Source organism: Streptomyces sp. NBC_01210 (assembly GCF_036010325.1).
Lineage (GTDB): Bacteria > Actinomycetota > Actinomycetes > Streptomycetales > Streptomycetaceae > Streptomyces.
Genome location: NZ_CP108549.1, coordinates 6,010,482 through 6,029,663, shown reverse-complemented (window position 1 = coordinate 6,029,663; position 19,182 = coordinate 6,010,482). Strand labels below are relative to the sequence as shown.

The following is a 19,182-nucleotide window of genomic DNA, read 5'->3' as shown; positions in this document are numbered from 1 at the left end:
CGTGTCCGGCCGTCGGCGCGGTGTCAGTGGGTCAGGTCCAGCTCGGCGACGACGGTCTTGCCAACGGGGACGCGGTCGAGCACGTCCCACCGGTCGGCGAGCGCCTCGACCAGGAGCAGGCCCCGGCCGTCCTCGGAGAGGGGTCGGGGTACGGGGCGGGACACTCCGGGGCCGGGCGGCCGCCGCTCGCCCCGGGTGTCGGAGACCTCGACGCGCAGCGTCCGGCCGAGGAGCTTGACGGCGAGCTCGAAGTCCCGGCCGGGGACGCGGCCGTGCGTGACGGCGTTGGCGGCGAGTTCGGCGACGAGCAGGGCGGCGGTGTCGGACGCCGGGCTGCCGTGCGGCACGCCCCAGGTGTCGAGCTGGTGCAGCGCGAGCCGACGGGCGAGCCGGGCGCCGCGCGGGGTGGAGCTGAAACGCTGGGTGAACACACGTACGGTGACGGGTGCCGCGTAGGTGGCTGGGTTGGACGGTGCTGTCATAGGCCCAAGGTGCCGCTGGGTGAGGTGGGTTCACCAGGGACGCCGCGCGTACGCCGGGTCAGCGTACGCGCACGTTCGGTGGACAGTACGCGTGACCGTACGTGACGATGGCCGGGGTCGAAGCGGTACGGCGGCGGGTGGCACGGGAGGTGTCCGGCGGTGGCCTACGAGAGCACGGACGGCGGTACGGGGGCGGCGGGCGGCGCGGAACCGGGGGCGTCGGACAGTCTGCGCACCTTCGGCGCGGTCGTCCAGGCCTTACGCGAGCACACGGGCCTGAGCCGCGAGGAGTTCGGCGCGCGGGTCGGCTACTCGAAGCACACGGTCGCCTCGGTCGAACAAGGCCGACGGATGCCGGACCGCGACTTCGTGGAACGCGCGGAACCGGTACTCGGCGGCACGGGCGCGCTACGGAAGGCGGCGCCGCACCTGTCGAGGCAGGCGGGGCTGGCGAGTTGGTTCCGGCAGTGGGCGCGGCTTGAGGCGACGGCGATCAGCCTGTACACGTACGAATGCCGGGTGGTCCCGGGCCTGTTGCAGACGGAGGCGTACGCGCGAGCGGTCTCCCTGGACGTGCCCCCGTTGCCGGACCCGGAGGAGCTGGAACAGCGGATCGCGGCGCGGCTGGCGCGGCAGGAACTGCTGGCGGTCACGCGGAAACCACCGACCGCGTTCAGCTTCATCGTGGAGCAGGCGGTGCTGGAGCGTTGGACGGGCGGAGAGGCCGTGACGCGGGAACTGCTGGACCACTTGGTGGGGTTGATCGAGCGGAACTGGAACGTGGAGTTTCAGGTGATGCCGACGCGGAGGCCGACGCATGCGGGGCTGGATGGGCCGATGCGGCTGGCCGAGACGCCGGAGAACCAGTGGTTCGCCTACTCAGAGGGACAGCAGAATGGACGGCTGATCGCCGACCCGAAGGAGATCAGCCTCCTTCAGCAGCGGTATGCGAAACTGCGCTCGCAGGCTCTGACCCCTGAGGACTCGCTGAGCCTGCTGAAGCGATTGCGAGGAGCGCTATGAGCACGTCCGAACTGGCCTGGTTCAAGAGCAGTTACAGCGGCTCGCAGGGTGACGACTGCGTCGAGGTGGCCATGGGCACGCAGGCGATCCACGTCCGGGACTCCAAGGACCAGCGGAGCCCCGAACTCGCCCTCTCCCCCACCGCGTGGAACGACTTCGTCACGTACGCCGCCCAGGTCTGACCCTCACGCGAGTGCCCCGCACCGGTGTCGTCCGGCGCGGGGCGCTGTCGTTCACGCCGCGGGAGGCGTCCACTTGCCCTTGTCGACGGCCTCCTGGAGCCGCGCGGAGAAGTACGCGTGCGCCGCGCGCATCTCCGCCTCACGGTCGGCCTTGTAGAAGGGGGCGGTGTAGCCCTCGGGGGGCTCGGGCCGCTCCTTCTTCTGGTAGGCGAGGAAGTGCTCGTAGTGCTCCTTGGTCTGGCCGTGACCATGGGCGTACGAGTCCTGCGCCAACTGCCGCCCCTTGACGTCGAACCACATGTTCGACTCGCGGTCCGCGAGGATCGCGTACCGCGCCTTGTGGATGGCGATGAGCTCGTCGGCACTCATGCCGAGCCATACCGCCACCAGGGCGTCGATCTCCACGAGGGCGGCACGACGTTCGTACTCGGTACGAAGCGGAGTGCCGTACTCCCAGATCTTCTGAATGCCGCCGGCGAGCGGCGCGAGCTCAGGCCATTCCACCGCCCAGTCCTCGTAGCCCGGCCATGTCTTGTCGTACAGCTCGGTCCAGAGCGGCGCGTAGGCGTCGGTGAGGCAGTTGAGCCGGAGGGTACGGAGGAGGAGAGGGCCGGCGAGGGGGTGGGCGGGGTCGGCGTAAGGCATCGCCAAGGCTTCGGCGACACGCAGATGCGAACGCCCAGTAATGCGAAGCAGGTAGTCGAACGCCAGTGATGACCAGAATCCTGCATTCAAGGCGGTAGTCCGATTATCCCCCAAGGCGATTGAGTTAACTGCGTCTACGTGCGCTGGCCCTGGTGGAATAAGCGCCGGAAACAAACTGCGCTCCGTATTGAAAGGGATCATGACGCGCCACGCCAGCCGATAGAACCGGGTATAGGGCTGGAAGAACCACAACATCTGGCGCAGGAGCTCCCGCTGTTCCGCCTCATCCAACTTGAGCTCGTCCGCTGTCAGCACGTCGCTGCGAGTCGCCCACTCCTCGGCGCTCGGCTGCCAGTCGACCTCCAAGCGCGATCGGTCGAGCCAGCGATCCTGCTCACGTTCGTACTCCTTGAGCGAGCATGACTCGGGACGGACGTAGTTTGTCCGAGGTACGGCATCCGCCGGAAGAGCTGTCAGGTCGAAGCTGGTCCAGTCGTGGTTGCCCCGGCATGGCACCTTGGGCTGCTTACTGATCGGTGTAGCGATGCCGAAATGCGGCCCCTGAAGGACCAGATCAGACAGCGAGGCCGGCTGAGACGTGGACCATGCGATGAAGCCGTCCTTCTTCCCGTTCGTTTCGTTGTAGCCCTGACTGACGGGCGGCTTCGGCTTCTGCTGCCCAAGTCGCGCACCGACAGATGAAAGGGCCTCAATCGCTCCCTGTTCTTGTGTGGTGGTCGGCTGAAGCAACGCAGCTTGAGACTCAGAAGCTTCCAGGTCCCCTGTCAGCCGTCGCCATTCCGCCAACACGGATCCGTCGACCTCAATCACTCGCGCCCTGTGCGGGCGCAAGTCCCAGGTACCGGCATGCCTCATGCCGGGAACCTCGCCCTCCCCGTCATGGTCCAAAGACGCCAGCAGCGGCTCGACGCCGTACAAGCGGCTGATGTTGTTAAAGCGGATCGTTTCTTGACCACTCCCGTAGATGTGGACACCGAACTCGGTGTTTCGGCTCGCTTCGAAGGCCCAGTTTCCGACGTTGATGAAGCCAGCGTGCAGCCGCAGGTGCCGATAGACCGCGCCGCGAAGCCGCCCGTCCTTCACCCCACCGAAGTGAGTGTCCGGATGGATGAGGCCAGCCATGCCGCCCTGGCCAAGGTTGCTCCAAACCCTATTCATGAAAGCTCGATATAGATCCGGGCGAGTCCCGGCGAGAACCGGGTACGCGGCAGGCGACCCCAACATCTCCGAGACGCCGCTGATCGCCGCAAGCTCGCGCAGGTAGTACTTGTGCGCCGCACCATCCCCGAGCAGCGACTCCTTCTTCTCTCGCCTCTCCGTCGCCGAAGGCTGCTCGGCGAGCATGAACCAAGGGTCAAGCTCCGCCAAGACCTGGCTTTCCAGCCACTCTGGCCGCACCCACGGCGGGTTCCCCACCTGGAGGTCGAACCCGCCCCCGGGCCCCCGGAATACATGCGCGAAGTGCAGCTCCCAGTGGAAGAAGCCGTGGCCGTCCTCCGCCTTTATGTCCTTCTCCGTCGTCCCCGCGATGTCCTCGACCGTGTTCAGCCACGGGTAGCGGAACGGCAGCTGCGTCGCCGGGCGCATGCCGAGGAAGCCCTCCAGGCGGTCCTCCACGTCGGCCAGCAGTTCCAGCGCCTCGTCGGGGCTGAGGTTCTCGATGCCCGAGAGCAGTGACTGCTCGGGCATGTCGACCCTGCCCAACAGGCTCTCCAGGAAGTCCAGCCAGTCGCCGAGGCTCTGGAGCGGGACCGTCGTCCGCTCCGGCGCGCGGTTGACCGTCCTGCGGGCGGCCGGGACGCTCCGCTTGGACGCGCCAGCGCCCAGGCCCTCGCCCAGTTCCTCCTGCTCCCCGTCCGGGTCATCGAACAGGCCGGCCGGCCGCCACAGCTGGTCCCCAGGCGCCGGGCCGGGCGGCGGCTCCACGGGCGCTGCCGACGCCACCGGGGCGGCGGGCTCCACCGTCCCGCCGCGCAGCAGCCCCGGCACCGACGACTCGTCGACGAGCGCGCCGCCCGTGCCGTACACCGGGTCCGTACCGTCGAGTTCGCCGGTCTTGTCCAGCGGCCAGAACCACAGCGCGCACCAGGCGTCCATGACAGTCTTCAGCCGCCAGTACGGCGTGCCGTGCCGGGTCAGGTCGTCGAGGACCTTCTGCTTGTCCTCCGCCTCCTCCGACTGCTCCAGCCAGTCCGCGCCCCACACGTCGACGCGGCGGGACACCGCCCGTTCGGAGAGTTCGAGGCGGGTCGCGACCAGCGACCACAGGAACTCGGCGCGCCGGGCCACGCCCTGGAGGCGGCCCAGCTCGGTCTTGTCGGCCGCCTTGCGCCACCGGTCGTAGCGCTTCTGCCGTGCCTCGGCGGTCTCGTCGCCGCGCTCCTGGAACGGCTTCGGCCCTTTCGGGGCCTTCTGGACGCCCTTGCGCCACTGCCCCAGCGCCTTGGCCTCGTCCTCGGCGAGCTTCTTCGCCTCCGACTCGCCGGCGACCGCGCCCCAGCCGATCGCGGGCAGTAGGAACTGGTGCACCGCGCCCTCGGGCAGGGGGCCGTCCCGGAACGGCAGGTCCTTCGGCGGGAGGGTGTTCTTCTTCGCCAGCCACCCACCGCCCGGCAGAGCATCCGCCGTGTAGACCTTGCGGGCCGCGCCGATGAGGGAGTTGCCGCGCCGCAGGTGGAGGCCGAACCAGGGGGCCCGCATGCCCGGGTGCATGGAGTTGAGCCAGAGGGAGACCTCGGCGAGTTCCACCGCCGTGGCGTTGAGGTCCACGCCGTAGGCGTTGTGGAGGGCGATGTACGCCTTGGCCTTCTGGAGCTCGATCTGCCGCAGTTCGGGGTCGACCCGGCGGCCCAGCTCGCGTTCGCGGCGCCGCAGGTACTCGGCGGCCACCTGGTCGATGGCCTCGTTGAGGAACGCGCCCGAGCCGAGGGCCGGTTCGCAGATCTTCCACTCCAGGAGCTCCCTCGCCGGGGTGGTGGCGCCGTCCTGGTCGAGGCGGTGTCTGAGGGCCAGCTCGACCGTGACCTCGGTGAGGGACTTCGGGGTGTAGTAGGAGGCGGAGGTCTGGCGGTCGCGGCCGGCAAGGCGGTAGACGAACGAACCCTTGGGGTGGGGCACCCGCTCCAGGCGGCCCGTCTCCTCGTTCGTCCGCTTGACGAAGACGGCGTCGTCGTACTGCTGTTCCTGGACACGGGACTTGGGGACCATCCAGCTGCCGCCCGACGGGTCGCCGCCCTTGGCGACCTCGTACAGCTCCTCCTCCGCGATGAAGCCGGTGTAGGACATCAGGCCCTCGTACACCGCGCCGAGCTGGTTGATGCCGAGCTGGGCGTACGAGATGAAGCCGCCGCGCTCGCGTCCCCTGCCCTTGGTGAGCATCAGGCGGCGCAGCACCTTGTGCAGGGTTTCGTTGCGCAGCCGGGTGTCCAGGAAGGGGCGGCGCTTCTCGCCCTCTCCGCCCCTGTATTCCGGGTTCTCGATCTGGTCGTCCGAGATGAGCCGGACGGCCTCCTTGGTGAACAGTTCGGAGCGCAGGGCCTCGAAGCGCAGGCCCGCGCTCGTGCTGCGGGCGGCGGCGCGGCGGGCACGGTCGGCCTCGCGGACCCGCTCGGTGTACTCGGCCTGGGTGATCTCGCCGTCGGCGAGCAACCTCGCCGCCTCGCTCTCGGCCTCCGTCGCCTCGCGGGCCGCCGCCTCCGCCGCGAGGTCCTCGGGCTCGGTGCCGTAGCGGCGGTGGCCCTTCTCGACCTTCTCGAAGAGCAGGTCGAGCGACTCGTACAGGTGGAAGCCGCGCCGGGAGCGCTCGCCGACGAGGTCGCGCAGGACGAGGTCGCCGAGCCGCTGGAGGCCGTAGCCCTGCTCGTACTCGGGGTAGTCGGAGGGCAGGATGCCGAGGGCGGGGCTGGCCTCGGCGTACAGGAGGAACAGGATGCGGTACAGGTAGCGCAGCGACTCGCGGCTGAGTTCCTTGGCGAGGCGGGCCGGGTCGTCCAGATCGGCAGGGGTGACGCCGTTCTCCGGTTCGCGCAGGCGGTCCAGGACCTCGTTGGCGATCCACTCGACGCTCAGGCGCAGGCCCTCGCGGAGTTCGGTCGAGACGCCGACGGCGTGTTTGGAGGACCGGTCGAGGAAGGCGGCGAGCGGTGCGGTGCCGCCCTCGGCGGGGACGCGCAGCGCGTCGGCGCCGAACAGCGCCGCCAGGATGTCGAGTTCGCCGCCGTGGCGGTCGTCGCGGCGGTGCAGGGCCGCGTCGAGGTCGGCGGCGAGATAGCGGCCCTCGGGCCAGGCGAGGCGGTCGGCGAGGACGACGACGCCGCCGACGAGCAGCAGGACGTGGCGCGGAGGGGCGTCGCAGGTGAAGAGGAAGTCGGTGAGGGCCTTGGCGTCCAGGAGGTCGGGCGCCGAGGTCTCCGTCTCCACCGGTTGGAGCAGGCGGCCGGCGCCGTCCGGGTCGAGAGCGGCGTCGGGTTCGGTGGTCCAGCCGCAGGCGACCGCGTACAGGCCGGGTTCGGCGTGGAGGACCTGGACGGCGTACTCGCGGTCGGCGCGGTGCACGGTCACGGTCTGCTCGTGGGCGTCGGTGTAGCCGAGGGCGCGCAGGGTCTCCAGGTGGCTCTCGGTGTAGCGCTTGCGCCACCCTTCGGGTTCGAGCGCGTCGGGTCCGGCGAGCGTCGCCGCGTCCTCGGCAAGGACGGCGCGGCCCGCGAAGTAGGGGCCGTGCAGGGCGCGCAGGCCCTCGCGGGGGGTGCGGACGCGCGGCGGTACGGAGTCGGGGCCGAGGCCCTGGCGGGCGGCATCGGCGACGGCGTCGGCGTGGCGGCGGCGTTCGGTCTCCTCGAAGGCCGCCCAGCGGGTGAGGAGGCCTTCCTTCGCCTTGAGGTCCTTGGGGAGGACCTCGGCGAGGTAGTGCGGCGAGAGGTAGTCGCCGTGGTTGACCAGCGAGTCGTACGTCACGTCAGTTCTCCGCCTGGGCGTCGGACGGGTGGGCGGCGTCGGATGCGGGTGCCGGGTCCGGGGAGGGGGCCGCGGGGGCGACCGCCTCGTCTCCGGAGGCGTCCGGGGCACCGGGGCGGTCCAGGACGGCAAGGACCCGCAGCAACGGGCGTCCGGTGGTCTGGAGTTGGTCGAGGAGCCGGGCCAGTTCGTCGGCGGTCTCCTCGACGAGGCGCTCGCGGCGGCCGGTGACGCCGGGCAGCAGGGAGTCGGCACGCCACTGGGCGACATGGTCGCGGTACGTCGCGAGGGGCTCGCTGATCTGCTCCTCCCATTCGGCCCTGCTCGCGTCCAGGTGGCGCCGGGCGGCGGCGACGGCGGCCGGGACGAGGGCCTGGAGCCGGTCCAGGTCCCGCGGGCCTCCGGTGCGGGCGAGCCTCGGGCCGACCTTCGCGTCGCGCAGCGCGTCGGCCATAGGGCGTACCTCGGCCGTCCCGGTGCCGTCGGGCCGGATCCCGGTCACGGCCATCCAGCGGACCACGGTCGGACGGCCGAGGGCGTTGGAGTGGATGCCCTGGACGAGGAAGACCGGGCCGTCGACGTGCGGAGTCGTGATGACCGGGGCCTCCTGCCGGCCGAACTCGACCAGGACCTTGTCCGTCAGCCACTCCACCACCGGATGGATGTCGGTGAGGAGAGAGACGTCCGGCCACATGGTGGTGCTGCTGTCCCTGGCCTCGTTGAGCTTGCGCTGCGCGAGGGCCCGGTCGAAGGTGACCAGCATCCGCTCGGCGACATGCTGCTCTCTGAGGTAGGAGGGCGGCAGGGCCTTGAGGCGGTGGAGCAGGTCGGGGGCCAGGGCCGGGGAGAGGGAAAAGTAGGCGCCGCCCTGGGCGTCGGTGCCGGGCGACAGGGCGATCTGGTCCTCGGCGCGCTCCTCGTACACCTCGTCAAGGGCGGTGGCGACGAAGTCGGCCGTGTCGCCGTCGAAGAGCGAGATCAGCTCGGCGCGGGCGGGCAACTCCTGCTCGGTGATCATGTCCACCTGGCCGAACAGGTCGGCGAGTGCCGTGTCGTCGGCGGGGGCGGACTCCAGGAACTCCTCGACCGTGCCGCCCCTGACCAGTTCCTTGATGAGCCGGCGCTCTTCCTCCTCGGCCCGGTAGAGACCGGAGACGGCCTCGGCCGTGCCGTCCAGCTTGTGCGCCTCCTCCTCCCGGAGGAGCAGCTTTTCGGCGACCGTGCGGTCGTCCTTGGCCCCGGGGGCGGCCGAGGTGAGGATCAGCGCGTGGAACCGGGGCTCGTGCTTCTGCCCGTACCGGTCGATACGGCCGTTGCGCTGCTCGATGCGGATCAGGGACCACGGGATGTCGTAGTGGACGAGGTGGTGGCACTGGCGGTGCAGGTTGACGCCCTCGGAGGCCACGTCTCCGGTGAACAGCAGCCGGACGGGGGTGTCGGCGAGGCCGAACGCCTCAAGGACCTTGCCCTGTTCCTCGTCGCTGAGGCCGCCGTGCATCACGGCCACGGCCTTCGACGTGCCGTCGGTCCCGACCGGGAAGCCCAGGCGGGGCGGAACGACCTCGGCGAGCCAGGTCAGTGTGCGCACGCGTTCGGAGAAGACCACGGCCCGCGTGGCGGACCGGGGGCCGACACCGATCTCCTTGAGCTGGGCGACGAGGGCGTCGAGCTTGGCGGAGTCCCCGGGCGCGGTGCCGTCGCCCATGCCGGAGACGATCTCCCGGAGGCGGGCGAGGGCGGCCTGCTCGGCGGCGATGGCCGGGTCGGGCCGCAGCCCCTTCTCCTCGGCCTTGCGTACCCGGACCGTGAGGGAGGCGACGCGGTTCGCGACCGTCTCGCCCAGGGCGACGTGCGAGGACAGGAACGTCTTGAGCAGGTTGTAGGCGAAGACCGGCTCGACGGCGACCGAGACGGGGTTCTGGCCGGCGGTGCCGAACTCCGTGCTCGACGGCGGTGCGGGAATCCAGTGCTCGGCCAGTTCGGCGAAGACCCGTTCCTCCGCCTCGGTGGCCGCGCAGTGGAGGGAGACGGTGGGGCCCCGGTCCGGCCACTCGGTGCCCATCTCGTCCCGGACCTCGGGGCTGATCTTGGTGCGCCGGATGTAGAGGTGGCCGAGGTCCTCCGCCGGATCGTAGTGGTCGCGGTCGGCGATGGCGGCCGGGTCGAGCAGGGAGATCAGGTCGGCGAAGGACCGCTTGTCGCCGTTGTGCGGGGTGGCGCTGGCGAGCAGCAGGGCGTCCGTGCGCGGTGCGAGGATCTCGGCGAGGGCGCGGCGCTGGCTGCCGGGGTTGATCAGGTTGTGGGACTCGTCGATAACGACGGCGTCCCAGCGGATCCGCTCCAGGTGGTGCCGGTACTGGCCGATGTTCTTGAGGGTGTCCACGGAGATGATCACGCGCTTGTAGTGCGTGAATGGGTTCCGCCCCGCCGGAAGCTCACGCTGGACACGCTGGACGCCGAGCGAGTCGAGCCGTACGAGCGGGATGGAGAAACGCGTCCACAGCTCGTGCTGGAACTGCTCCAGGATGCTCTGCGGGGTCACGACCAGGATGCGCTCGCCGCGGCCGCGACGGATGAGCTCGGCGAGGGTCAGGCCGATCTCCAAGGTCTTGCCGAGACCGACGACGTCGGCGATCAGGACCCGGGGGCGGAGGTTGCGCATGGACAGAACGAGTTCGGCCGGACGCTGTTGGTAGACGAGCGGGTCCAGAAGGAAGCGGTCGGCGAGGGCGAGGCCCCGCTCCGATTGGGGCAGCGGCGTCTTGCGCAGGACGGCTTCCAGGAACAGGCGGCTGCGCCGGAAGTACGAGGAGGTGTCAGGTACGAGGACGGTCTTCTCCGGGTCCAGGAGTTCCACCGTGTCGATCCCGCTGAAGAAGACGGCCTCCTCGTCCCGGACGAACTCGGAGACACCGACCGCCTCGATCCTCTCCCCATCGTGATCGGTAGTGGTGGTGTTGCGGACCAGCCACTCCTCGTCCCGTACGAGGATCTGCGCGCCCGGCGGGAACCGGGTCCCCTCCTGCGTCGCCCCCTGGTCGGTCACTCACGGCCCCTTCGTCTTGCGTGTGTCGTCGCTCTCGCCACCGCAAAGTCTGTCACGGGGAGGAAGGGGGACGTACGGGTTCGGGCACGGAGGTCGTGACTGCTCAGAAGCGGGCCTCACGGGCGTATCCAGCACGAATCCGCTCGGCGATCCTCAAGGGCGCGGAGGGCCGGACAGCGGTCATCCCGCCGCGTGGGCGGGGAGGGGTTTCCCGCTGCGCGGGCGGGGACTCCTGGCGGGCAGAGGCGCCTTCGTCCGGGTCATCTCCGTCGGGGTCTCCCTCGGCGGTGTGCTGCCCGGCCCCCGCGGGCACGGTCGGGACCGCCTGCTCGTCGTCCTCGACCGCCGCCTGGTCGATGACGGCGGGCGTGTAGGCGGGTGCGCCGGCTCCCGCCGGGGGTTCGGAAGCCGGTGCGGGAAGTTGGGGCACGCTGATCTCGGGCGTCAGGCCGATGAGGCGGCGCTTGGCCTGGAAGGCGGTTAGACCCAGTTCACGGATGACGCGCACCAGCCGCTCGGTGACCTCGGGCAGTGCCGGCCGTGCGTCCGCATCCAGCGCCAGCATGTCCGTGATCAGCGGCACGAGCTCCGGTGGGACGTCCGTCAGGTCGGGAGGGGTCGCCGGGTCCTCGATCTTCAGGGCGACGGCCTGCCAAGTCGGCCCCTCGTACGGGTAGTGCCCGGTCGTGGCGAAGAGCAGCACCGCGCCCAGCGCGTACACGTCGGCGGACCGGTCCAAATGGTGCTCGCCCCGCGCCTGCTCCGGCGGCATGCAGAGGACGCTGCCGACGACGAATCCGGTGGCCGTCAGGGTGGTGCGGCGTTCCGCTAGCACGGCGAGACCGAAGTCGATCACCTTGGGGCCGTAGGAGGAAAGCAGGATGTTCTGCGGCTTCAGGTCGCGATGGAGCAGCCCCGCGTCGTGGACGGTGCCAAGGCCCTCGGCGAGCAGTGCCCCGAGACTGGCGGTCTCGGCGAGTGGCAGGGGTCCCTGCCCGGTGATCAAAGTGCGCAGATCGGGTCCAGGGACGTACTCCACCGCGAGCCATGGCTGATCTGCGTCCGCGTCGGCACCGACGAAGGCAGCGACGAAGGGGCCGTAGACCGTGCGCAGGCTCTCTACCTCGGACAGGAAGCGCGCCCGGGTGTCCTCGTCGAGTACGGAGGACTTGATAACCTTCACGGCGGCCTGGTGACCGGCCGCGGACTCGCCGAGGAACACCTGGCCCATGCCACCGGAGCCGATGCGGCAGACGAGGGTGAAACCGCCGATCTCCTTCGGGTCGTCGTCCCTCAGTGGTTCCACGGTGCCACGCTTTCCCCCTCGCAGACGCCCTACAACCGCCGACCAGGAACACAGCTCCGCCCGGCAACAGCAGTGTAGGCAAGCTCAACACCCCAGTGCGCCGCTCCCAAGGGACCATCATTTGCCCCCTCGGGTGGGCGGGGTCAAAGTCAGCCTCAGCAAGCTCCAAGGATCAGCAGAGAATCTCCGTGTACTGCAGGACCTCGCGTAGCAGCGCATGCGCTGGGGCGCCTTGGTTTCGTTCCGGGTGAGACAACCACTGACAACGAGTCGCTCCTAGACGTGTCCAACTTCGTCCAGACGCCCACCGTTTTCCGCGCCACCACGGCGTGAACAGGTTGACCACCAGTCTGCGTTCCTCAACACCAGCAGAAGCAATCCGTCGCAGCCCCCTGGACCCACGCCCCTGTCCCACCAGCGCGCGGACAGCACCTGCGCGGGAGTGCAGCCAGAAGCACTCGGCCAAGCCGATGTCCGGCCGACACCTTGGCCACTCGCAAGACGGAGCGCCATTGCCTCCACCACGTGAACGAAACCGAACATAGGCCACGAAGCACTTCTCGGCGCAGGCCAGGCTCTGGTCAGTGCACGCCCCAGTACAGGCGCTCTCATCCTTCCCAGCACGAATCCAGCACGGTAGGGATGAGCAGGGGTGATGACAGGTGCCGAGGGGTCAGAATATCCAGCACCTATCCAGCACGGTAAAAATCTAGGGGCCTGACCCCGAAGAGTCAGACCCCCTTTGACCTGCATGTTTGCCAGATCAGCGAAGTGGTGTTAAGTCACCGGCTAGACATTGAAGCGGAACTCCACCACGTCGCCGTCCTGCATCACGTAGTCCTTGCCCTCCATACGCGCCTTGCCCTTCGCGCGGGACTCCGCCACCGAGCCCATCTCGACCAGGTCCTCGAAGGAGATGACCTCGGCCTTGATGAAGCCCTTCTGGAAGTCGGTGTGGATCACACCGGCCGCCTCGGGAGCCGTCGCGCCCTTCTTGATCGTCCAGGCGCGGGTCTCCTTCGGGCCCGCCGTCAGATACGTCTGCAGGCCGAGCGTGTCGAAGCCGACGCGACCCAGCACCGCCAGGCCCGGCTCCTCCTGGCCCATCGACTGGAGGAGCTCCAGCGCCTCGTCGTCGTCGAGCTCGATCAGCTCGGACTCGATCTTGGCGTTGAGGAAGATCGCCTCGGCCGGGGCGACCAGCGCGCGCTGCTCGTTCTTGAAGTCCTCGTCGACCAGCTCGTCCTCGTCCACGTTGAAGACGTAGAGGAACGGCTTGGTGGTGAGGAGGTGCAGCTCGTGCAGGAGGCGGCCCTTCTCCGTGCCCGCCGTGATGCCCGCGGCGAAGAGCGTCGTGCCCGCCTCGAGAAGCTTCTGCGCCTCCTCGACCGCCGCCAGGACCGCGACCTTCTCCTTCTGGAGGCGGGACTCCTTCGTCAGACGCGGCACAGCCTTCTCGACGGACTGCAGGTCGGCGAGGATCAGCTCGGTGTTGATCGTCTCGATGTCGTCCTTCGGCGAGATCTTGCCGTCGACGTGCACGACGTTCTCGTCCTTGAAGGCGCGGATGACCTGGCAGATCGCGTCGGACTCACGGATGTTCGCCAGGAACTTGTTGCCCAGGCCCTCTCCCTCGCTCGCGCCGCGCACGATGCCGGCGATGTCGACGAAGTCGACCGTGGCCGGGAGGATCCGCTGCGAGCCGAAGATCTCGGCGAGCTTGGCGAGGCGGGCGTCCGGGACGCCGACGACGCCGATGTTCGGCTCGATCGTGGCGAACGGGTAGTTGGCCGCCAGCACGTCGTTCTTGGTCAGGGCGTTGAACAGGGTCGACTTGCCGACATTCGGCAGACCGACGATTCCGATCGTGAGCGACACGTTGGCGACTTCCTGGAGTAAGGACTGGCAGATGGCCGTACGGCCCGGAGGCGGGCCGATTCCCCAGTTTACGGGCGGGTCGAGCCGGGCAGCGACGGCAGTCGGGAGTCGAACTCAACGCCAAGGTCAGCCAAAGGGCGTGTCCCGTGCCTGGTTCCTCCCACATCGCGACCTACGTTGTCCGGGTGGAGCAGCACAGGACAGGTCACCCTCAGCGCCGACAGCGCCCGCAGGCCCCTCTTTCCCAGCAAGCCCCTCTCTCCCCACAGGGCGCGCTCGCCGAGGGCGCCCCCGCCGTGTACCGGGTGGCGGCACCGCCCGCGCGGCCCGTGCCTCCGGTTGTGCTCGCGCTGCGCAGACTTCCCAAGCCCCGGCTGACCGGGCTCGGCGGCGGGCTGTTCGCCGCCGCGACGATGTTCGCGCTCGGCTTTCTGGACTGGCTGCTCTTCGACGGCTCCGCCGTGGTGTTCGGGCTGCTGTTCCTGCCCGTCAGCGCGCTGACCGCGCTCTGGGTGCGGGAGGCCGACCTGGTCACCGCGCCGATTAGCGTGCCGATCGCCTTCGCGGTCGGCATCGTGCCGATCTCGGGCGGGACCGGGGGCTTCGGCGGGCAGACGATGGCCCTGGTCACCGCGCTCGCGGTGCACGCCGGCTGGCTGTACGGCGGCACGCTGGTCGCCGGGCTCATCACCTGCGTACGGAAGGTACGGATGATGGGGCGCCGACAGCGGCGCGGGCGGCCGGGCGGCGGCCCCGTCCGGCGCGGCTGAGCCGCGAGGACGGGGTGCGCCCTCGCCTGGGCCGACTGAGTCCCGCGTATGAGCTGCGCGCGGCTCCCGCCTGGACCCGCTGAGGCCCGCGTACGAGCTGCGCGGGCTCCCGCCTGGACCCGCTGAGCCGCGAGGACCGGGGTGCGCCCTCGCCTGGGCCGGCAGAGTCCCGCCTACGAGGTGCGCACGGCTCCCGCCCGTACCGGCTGAGGCGCAAGGACGGGGTGCGTGCTCTGCGCGCCCGTACCGGCTGAGGTGCCCCGGCCCGGCGGGCTCCCGCCCGTACCGGCAGAGTCCCGCCGCCCCGCTACCTGCCCGCCGCCGCCATCGCCGCGCCCACGATCCCCGCGTTGTTCTGCAGTTCCGCCGGGACGATCTCCGCCCTGATGCCCTCGATCAGCGGCACGAACTTGTCCGCCTTACGGCTCACACCGCCGCCGATGATGAACAGCTCCGGCGAGAACAGCATCTCCACATGGGCCAGGTACTTCTGCACCCGGTGCGCCCAGCGCTGCCAGCTCAGGCCCTCGTCCTCCTTGACCTTCGTGGAGGCGTGCTTCTCGGCGTCGTGGCCGTGCAGCTCGAGGTGGCCCAGTTCGGTGTTCGGGACCAGCCGGCCGTCGATGAAGACCGCGCTGCCGATGCCCGTACCGAAGGTCAGCAGGATCACCGTCCCCTTGCGGCCGCGGCCCGCCCCGAACGTCATCTCCGCGACGCCCGCCGCGTCCGCGTCGTTCAGGATCGTCACCGACAGGCCACCGAGGCGCTCGCCGAGCAGCTTCGAGGCGTCCACGTCGACCCAGCCCTTGTCCACATTGGCCGCAGTGCGGGTGACGCCGCTCGTGACGACGCCGGGGAAGGTGATGCCTACCGGGCCCGACCAGCCGAAATTCGCGATCACCTCGGCGACGCCGTCCGCCACGGCTGCGGGCGTCGATGGGTGTGGGGTCAGGACTTTGTGGCGCTCCTGCACCAGGTCGCCGCGCTCAAGGTCCACAGGTGCGCCCTTGATGCCGGATCCGCCGATGTCCACTCCGAACACGTTCATGGACACAACGTTACGGGCAGCGGCTGACGGTCACTTGTCGGACTGCTGATCGGGTCGATGATCGGGTCGATGATCGGGTCGATGATCGGGTCGATGATCGGACTACTTTCCCGACAGCTCCGCCGCCTCCGCGCGCAGATCGCGGCGGAGCTCCTTCGGCAGCGAGAAGGTGATCGACTCCTCGGCCGCCTTGACGATCTCGACATCCTCGAAACCGCGCTGCGACAGCCACTCCAGTACGCCCTCGACCAGGACCTCGGGCACCGACGCGCCGGAAGTGACGCCGACCGTCGAGACGCCGTCCAGCCAGGCCTCTTCGATCTCCGAGGCGTAGTCCACCAGATGCGCGTCGCGCGCGCCCGCGCCCAGCGCCACCTCGACCAGCCGGACGGAGTTCGAGGAGTTCTTGGAGCCGACGACGACGACCAGGTCCGCCTCGGCGCCCATCTGCTTGACCGCGATCTGGCGGTTCTGCGTGGCGTAGCAGATGTCGTCGCTCGGCGGGGAGATCAGCTGCGGGAACTTCGTCTTGAGCGCGTCGACCGTCTCCATCGTCTCGTCGACCGAAAGCGTGGTCTGGGAGAGCCAGACGACCTTCGACTCGTCCCGTACGGAGACGTTCGCGACATCCTCGGGGCCGTCCACGAGCGTGATGTGTTCGGGGGCCTCGCCGGACGTACCGATGACTTCCTCGTGGCCGTCGTGCCCGATCAGCAGGATGTCGTAGTCCTCGTTGGCGAACCGGACGGCTTCCTTGTGGACCTTGGTCACCAGCGGGCAGGTCGCGTCGATGGTCGCGAGCTTGCGCTCGGCGGCCTCCTCGTGGACGACCGGGGCCACGCCGTGCGCCGAGAACATGACGATCGACCCCTCGGGGACCTCCGCCGTCTCCTCGACGAAGATCGCGCCCTTCTTCTCAAGGGTCTGTACGACGTACTTGTTGTGGACGATCTCGTGGCGGACGTAGATCGGCGACCCGTACTGCTCCAGGGCCTTCTCCACGGCGATCACGGCACGGTCCACGCCCGCGCAGTAGCCACGGGGAGCGGCGAGCAGGACGCGTCGGGCAGGAGTCGTAGCAGTCATGCCCCCCATCGTAAGGCCGCGTCGGGAAGGCCAGAGATCACCCTCAGGGGGAAGACTGAGGCGGGACGCGAGCGACGGAGGGACGCGATGGCGGCAGCTGAAGGGTCCGACACGGGGGACGGCACCGACAGCGGGCTGCGGCGCACGCTCGGATTCCGGGATCTCCTCGTCTACGGTCTGCTCTTCATCGCACCCATGGCGCCGGTCGGCGTGTTCGGCACGCTCGACGCGAAGTCGCACGGGGCCGTGGCGCTCGTCTATGCGGTCGCGACGATCGCCATGGCGTTCACCGCCTTCAGTTACGCGCTGATGGTGCGGGTCGCGCCGCAGGCCGGCTCGGTCTACACATACGCGCGCAAGGGGCTCGGCGATGCGCCGGGGTTCATCGCCGGCTGGATGGCGATGCTCGACTATCTGCTGATCCCGGCCGTCGCGTATCTCTTCTCCGGGATCGCGATGGAGGCGCTGGTCCCGGAGGTGGACCGGTGGGTGTGGACCGGGATCGCCGTGGTGGTCACCACGCTGCTGAATCTGTGGGGCGTACGGGCGGCGGCCCGGGTCGGCTTCGCGGTGCTGGCGATGGAGATCGTGGTGCTGCTGGTGTTCATGGTGTCGGCCGTCGTGACGCTCGGGCAGGACGGGGCGCGGCGCGACTGGCTGTCGCCGCTGACCGGTGACGCGGGCTTCTCGATGACGGCGGTGTTCAGCGCGGTGTCGGTGGCGGTGCTGTCGTATCTCGGCTTCGACGCGATCGCCTCGTTCGCGGAGGAGGTGACGGGCGGCTCGCGGAAGGTGGCCAGGGCGGTGCTGTTCTGTCTGGCGCTGGCGGGTGGGCTGTTCGTGGCGCAGACGTATCTGGCGGCGCTGCTCGAGCCGCTGTCGTCGGCGGAGCTGGCGGCCGAGCCGGTCAAACAGGGGTCGGCCTTCTACGACGCGGTGGACACCTCGGTCGGGGGCTGGCTGCACGACCTGGTCGCGGCCAGCAAGGCGATCGGGGCGGCGTTCGCGGCGCTGGCCGGGCAGGCAGCGGCGGGCCGACTGCTCTTCGCGATGGCGCGGGACCGTCGGCTGCCGCGCGTGCTTTCACGCACGGATTCGGGTGTGCCACGGCTTGCACTGCTGTTGGCCGCGGCCGTGACGATGGTGGCCGCGGTGTGGGCGGCGCGGCGCGGCGACGGTCTGGATCATCTGGTGTCGGTGGTCGACATCGGCGCCTTGACCGCCTTCACGCTGCTGCACGCGTCGGTGATCGGCTGGTTCGTGGTGAAGCGGCGTGATGGCACCCCCGACTGGTTGCGGCATCTGGTGATGCCGGCGCTGGGCGCGGCGGTGACGGTCACGGTGATCGTGGCGGCGGCCGGGGCGGCGCAGGTGGTGGGTGTGCTGTGGCTGGGGGTGGGGCTGATCGTGCTCGCGGTGCAGTGGGAGCGGCACGGTTCCGCGGTGTAGCTCGCGCTGAGGGATGTTGTCGTACGCGGCCGATACGCTCGCCCGTATGGCTCTCAACACGTCCGCGGAAGCGCCGCTGCCGGTCGGCGAGGTGTCACGGCTCATCGGAGGGTGGATCGACCGGCTCGGGGCGGTCTGGGTGGAAGGGCAGATCACCCAGCTGTCGCGGCGGCCGGGCGCCGGGGTCGTCTTCATGACGCTGCGCGACCCGTCGTACGACATCTCGGTGGGTGTCACCTGCTTCCGGCAGGTCTTCGACGCGGTCGCGGATGTGGTGGCGGAGGGCGCGCGGGTCGTGGTGCACGCCAAGCCGGAGTGGTACGCGCCGCGGGGGCAGCTGTCACTGCGGGCCGTGGAGATAAGGCCGGTGGGCATCGGTGAACTGCTCGCCCGGCTCGAGCAGCTGAAGCGGACGCTGGGCGCGGAGGGGCTGTTCGCCGTCGAGCGGAAGAAGGCGCTGCCGTTCCTGCCGCACCGGGTGGGGCTGGTGTGCGGGCGTGCGTCCGCTGCCGAACGCGACGTACTGGAGAACGCCCGGCGGCGGTGGCCGGCCGTCCGCTTCGAGGTGCGCAATGTGGCGGTGCAGGGCGTGCACGCGGTGGCCCAGGTCGTCCAGGCGGTGAAGGAGTTGGACACGCTCCCGGACGTGGACGTGATCATCGTGGCGCGCGGCGGCGGCAGCGTGGAGGATCTGCTGCCGTTCTCGGACGAGCAGCTGGTGCGCGCGGTGTCCGAGTGCCGTACGCCGGTGGTGTCGGCCATCGGGCACGAGCCGGACGCGCCGCTGCTCGACCTGGTGGCCGATCTGCGGGCGTCGACGCCGACGGACGCGGCGAAGAAGGTCGTCCCTGACGTCGGCGAGGAACTGGACCGGGTGCGGCAGCTGCGGGACCGTGCGCTGCGCACCGTCCGGGGGCTGCTGGACCGGGAGGAGCGGGGTCTGGCCCATGCGCTGGCCCGGCCGTCGATGGAGCACCCGCACCGGATGGTGGACGAGCGCGAGGCGGAGGCCGCCGCGCTGGTCGCCCGCAGTCGGCGGGTGCTCGGGCATCTGCTGGACCGGGCGGACTCGGAGCTGGCGCACACCCGGGCGCGGGTGGTCTCGCTGTCCCCGGCGGCGACGCTGGAGCGGGGGTACGCGGTGCTGCAGCGGGCGGACGGATCGGTGGTCCGCTCGCCGGAGGAGGTCGCGGTGGGTGACGAGCTGCGGGCGCGGGTCTCGGAGGGCGAGTTCGCCGTACGGGTCGCGGAGTGAGCGCGGCCGACGCGTCGTGAACAGCGGCCGGCGCGTCG

The 19,182-nt window shown here is 70.0% G+C and carries 12 protein-coding genes; 5 read left to right on the top strand and 7 right to left on the bottom strand.

Annotation, left to right across the window (positions count from 1 at the left end):
- Positions 1–23 precede the first annotated feature (23 nt).
- Positions 24–482 carry an ATP-binding protein gene (locus OG735_RS27615; protein WP_327325830.1) on the bottom strand — a complete coding sequence of 153 codons (459 nt, stop codon included), beginning with the start codon at positions 480–482 and terminating at the stop codon, positions 24–26.
- A gap of 159 nt (positions 483–641) precedes the next feature.
- Here OG735_RS27615 and OG735_RS27610 point away from each other — a divergent pair, with 159 nt between their 5' ends.
- Both OG735_RS27610 and OG735_RS27605 read left to right on the top strand, forming a co-directional pair.
- Positions 642–1,505: a helix-turn-helix domain-containing protein gene (locus tag OG735_RS27610; RefSeq protein WP_327325829.1), complete on the top strand. Its 864-nt coding sequence runs from the start codon at positions 642–644 to the stop codon at positions 1,503–1,505.
- Positions 1,502–1,687 carry a DUF397 domain-containing protein gene (locus OG735_RS27605; RefSeq protein ID WP_327325828.1) on the top strand — a complete coding sequence of 62 codons (186 nt, stop codon included), beginning with the start codon at positions 1,502–1,504 and terminating at the stop codon, positions 1,685–1,687. The genes OG735_RS27610 and OG735_RS27605 overlap by 4 nt, the downstream gene beginning before the upstream one ends.
- A gap of 51 nt (positions 1,688–1,738) precedes the next feature.
- Here the strand turns inward: OG735_RS27605 and OG735_RS27600 are convergent, their stop codons facing one another.
- From OG735_RS27600 to ychF, 4 genes are all read right to left on the bottom strand, one after another.
- Positions 1,739–7,306, bottom strand: coding sequence for a class I SAM-dependent DNA methyltransferase (locus OG735_RS27600; protein ID WP_327325827.1), 5,568 nt, complete (start codon positions 7,304–7,306; stop codon positions 1,739–1,741).
- Between the two features lies 1 nt (position 7,307).
- Entirely contained in the window at positions 7,308–10,352 is a 3,045-nt protein-coding gene (locus OG735_RS27595) for an SNF2-related protein (RefSeq protein ID WP_327325826.1), read from the bottom strand.
- A 103-nt stretch (positions 10,353–10,455) separates the two neighbouring features.
- On the bottom strand, positions 10,456–11,658 hold the full coding sequence (locus OG735_RS27590) for a serine/threonine-protein kinase (protein WP_327325825.1): 1,203 nt from the start codon (positions 11,656–11,658) through the stop codon (positions 10,456–10,458).
- A 789-nt stretch (positions 11,659–12,447) separates the two neighbouring features.
- Positions 12,448–13,536: a redox-regulated ATPase YchF gene (ychF, locus tag OG735_RS27585; RefSeq protein WP_327325824.1), complete on the bottom strand. Its 1,089-nt coding sequence runs from the start codon at positions 13,534–13,536 to the stop codon at positions 12,448–12,450.
- A 185-nt stretch (positions 13,537–13,721) separates the two neighbouring features.
- On the opposite strand from ychF, the gene OG735_RS27580 reads away from it, so the two are divergent.
- Positions 13,722–14,306 carry a DUF6542 domain-containing protein gene (locus OG735_RS27580; protein ID WP_327325823.1) on the top strand — a complete coding sequence of 195 codons (585 nt, stop codon included), beginning with the start codon at positions 13,722–13,724 and terminating at the stop codon, positions 14,304–14,306.
- A 307-nt stretch (positions 14,307–14,613) separates the two neighbouring features.
- Here the strand turns inward: OG735_RS27580 and ppgK are convergent, their stop codons facing one another.
- Both ppgK and OG735_RS27570 read right to left on the bottom strand, forming a co-directional pair.
- Complete coding sequence (gene ppgK, locus OG735_RS27575) at positions 14,614–15,354, bottom strand: polyphosphate--glucose phosphotransferase (protein WP_327325822.1); 741 nt, start codon at positions 15,352–15,354, stop codon at positions 14,614–14,616.
- Positions 15,355–15,456: 102 nt separating this feature from the next.
- Positions 15,457–16,449 carry a 4-hydroxy-3-methylbut-2-enyl diphosphate reductase gene (locus tag OG735_RS27570; protein ID WP_327325821.1) on the bottom strand — a complete coding sequence of 331 codons (993 nt, stop codon included), beginning with the start codon at positions 16,447–16,449 and terminating at the stop codon, positions 15,457–15,459.
- Positions 16,450–16,527: 78 nt separating this feature from the next.
- On the opposite strand from OG735_RS27570, the gene OG735_RS27565 reads away from it, so the two are divergent.
- Positions 16,528–17,889 (top strand): APC family permease, encoded by a 1,362-nt coding sequence (locus OG735_RS27565; protein WP_327325820.1) that lies wholly within the window; start codon positions 16,528–16,530, stop codon positions 17,887–17,889.
- 46 nt (positions 17,890–17,935) lie between these two features.
- Positions 17,936–19,144, top strand: coding sequence for an exodeoxyribonuclease VII large subunit (xseA, locus tag OG735_RS27560; RefSeq protein WP_327325819.1), 1,209 nt, complete (start codon positions 17,936–17,938; stop codon positions 19,142–19,144).
- Positions 19,145–19,182 lie beyond the last annotated feature (38 nt).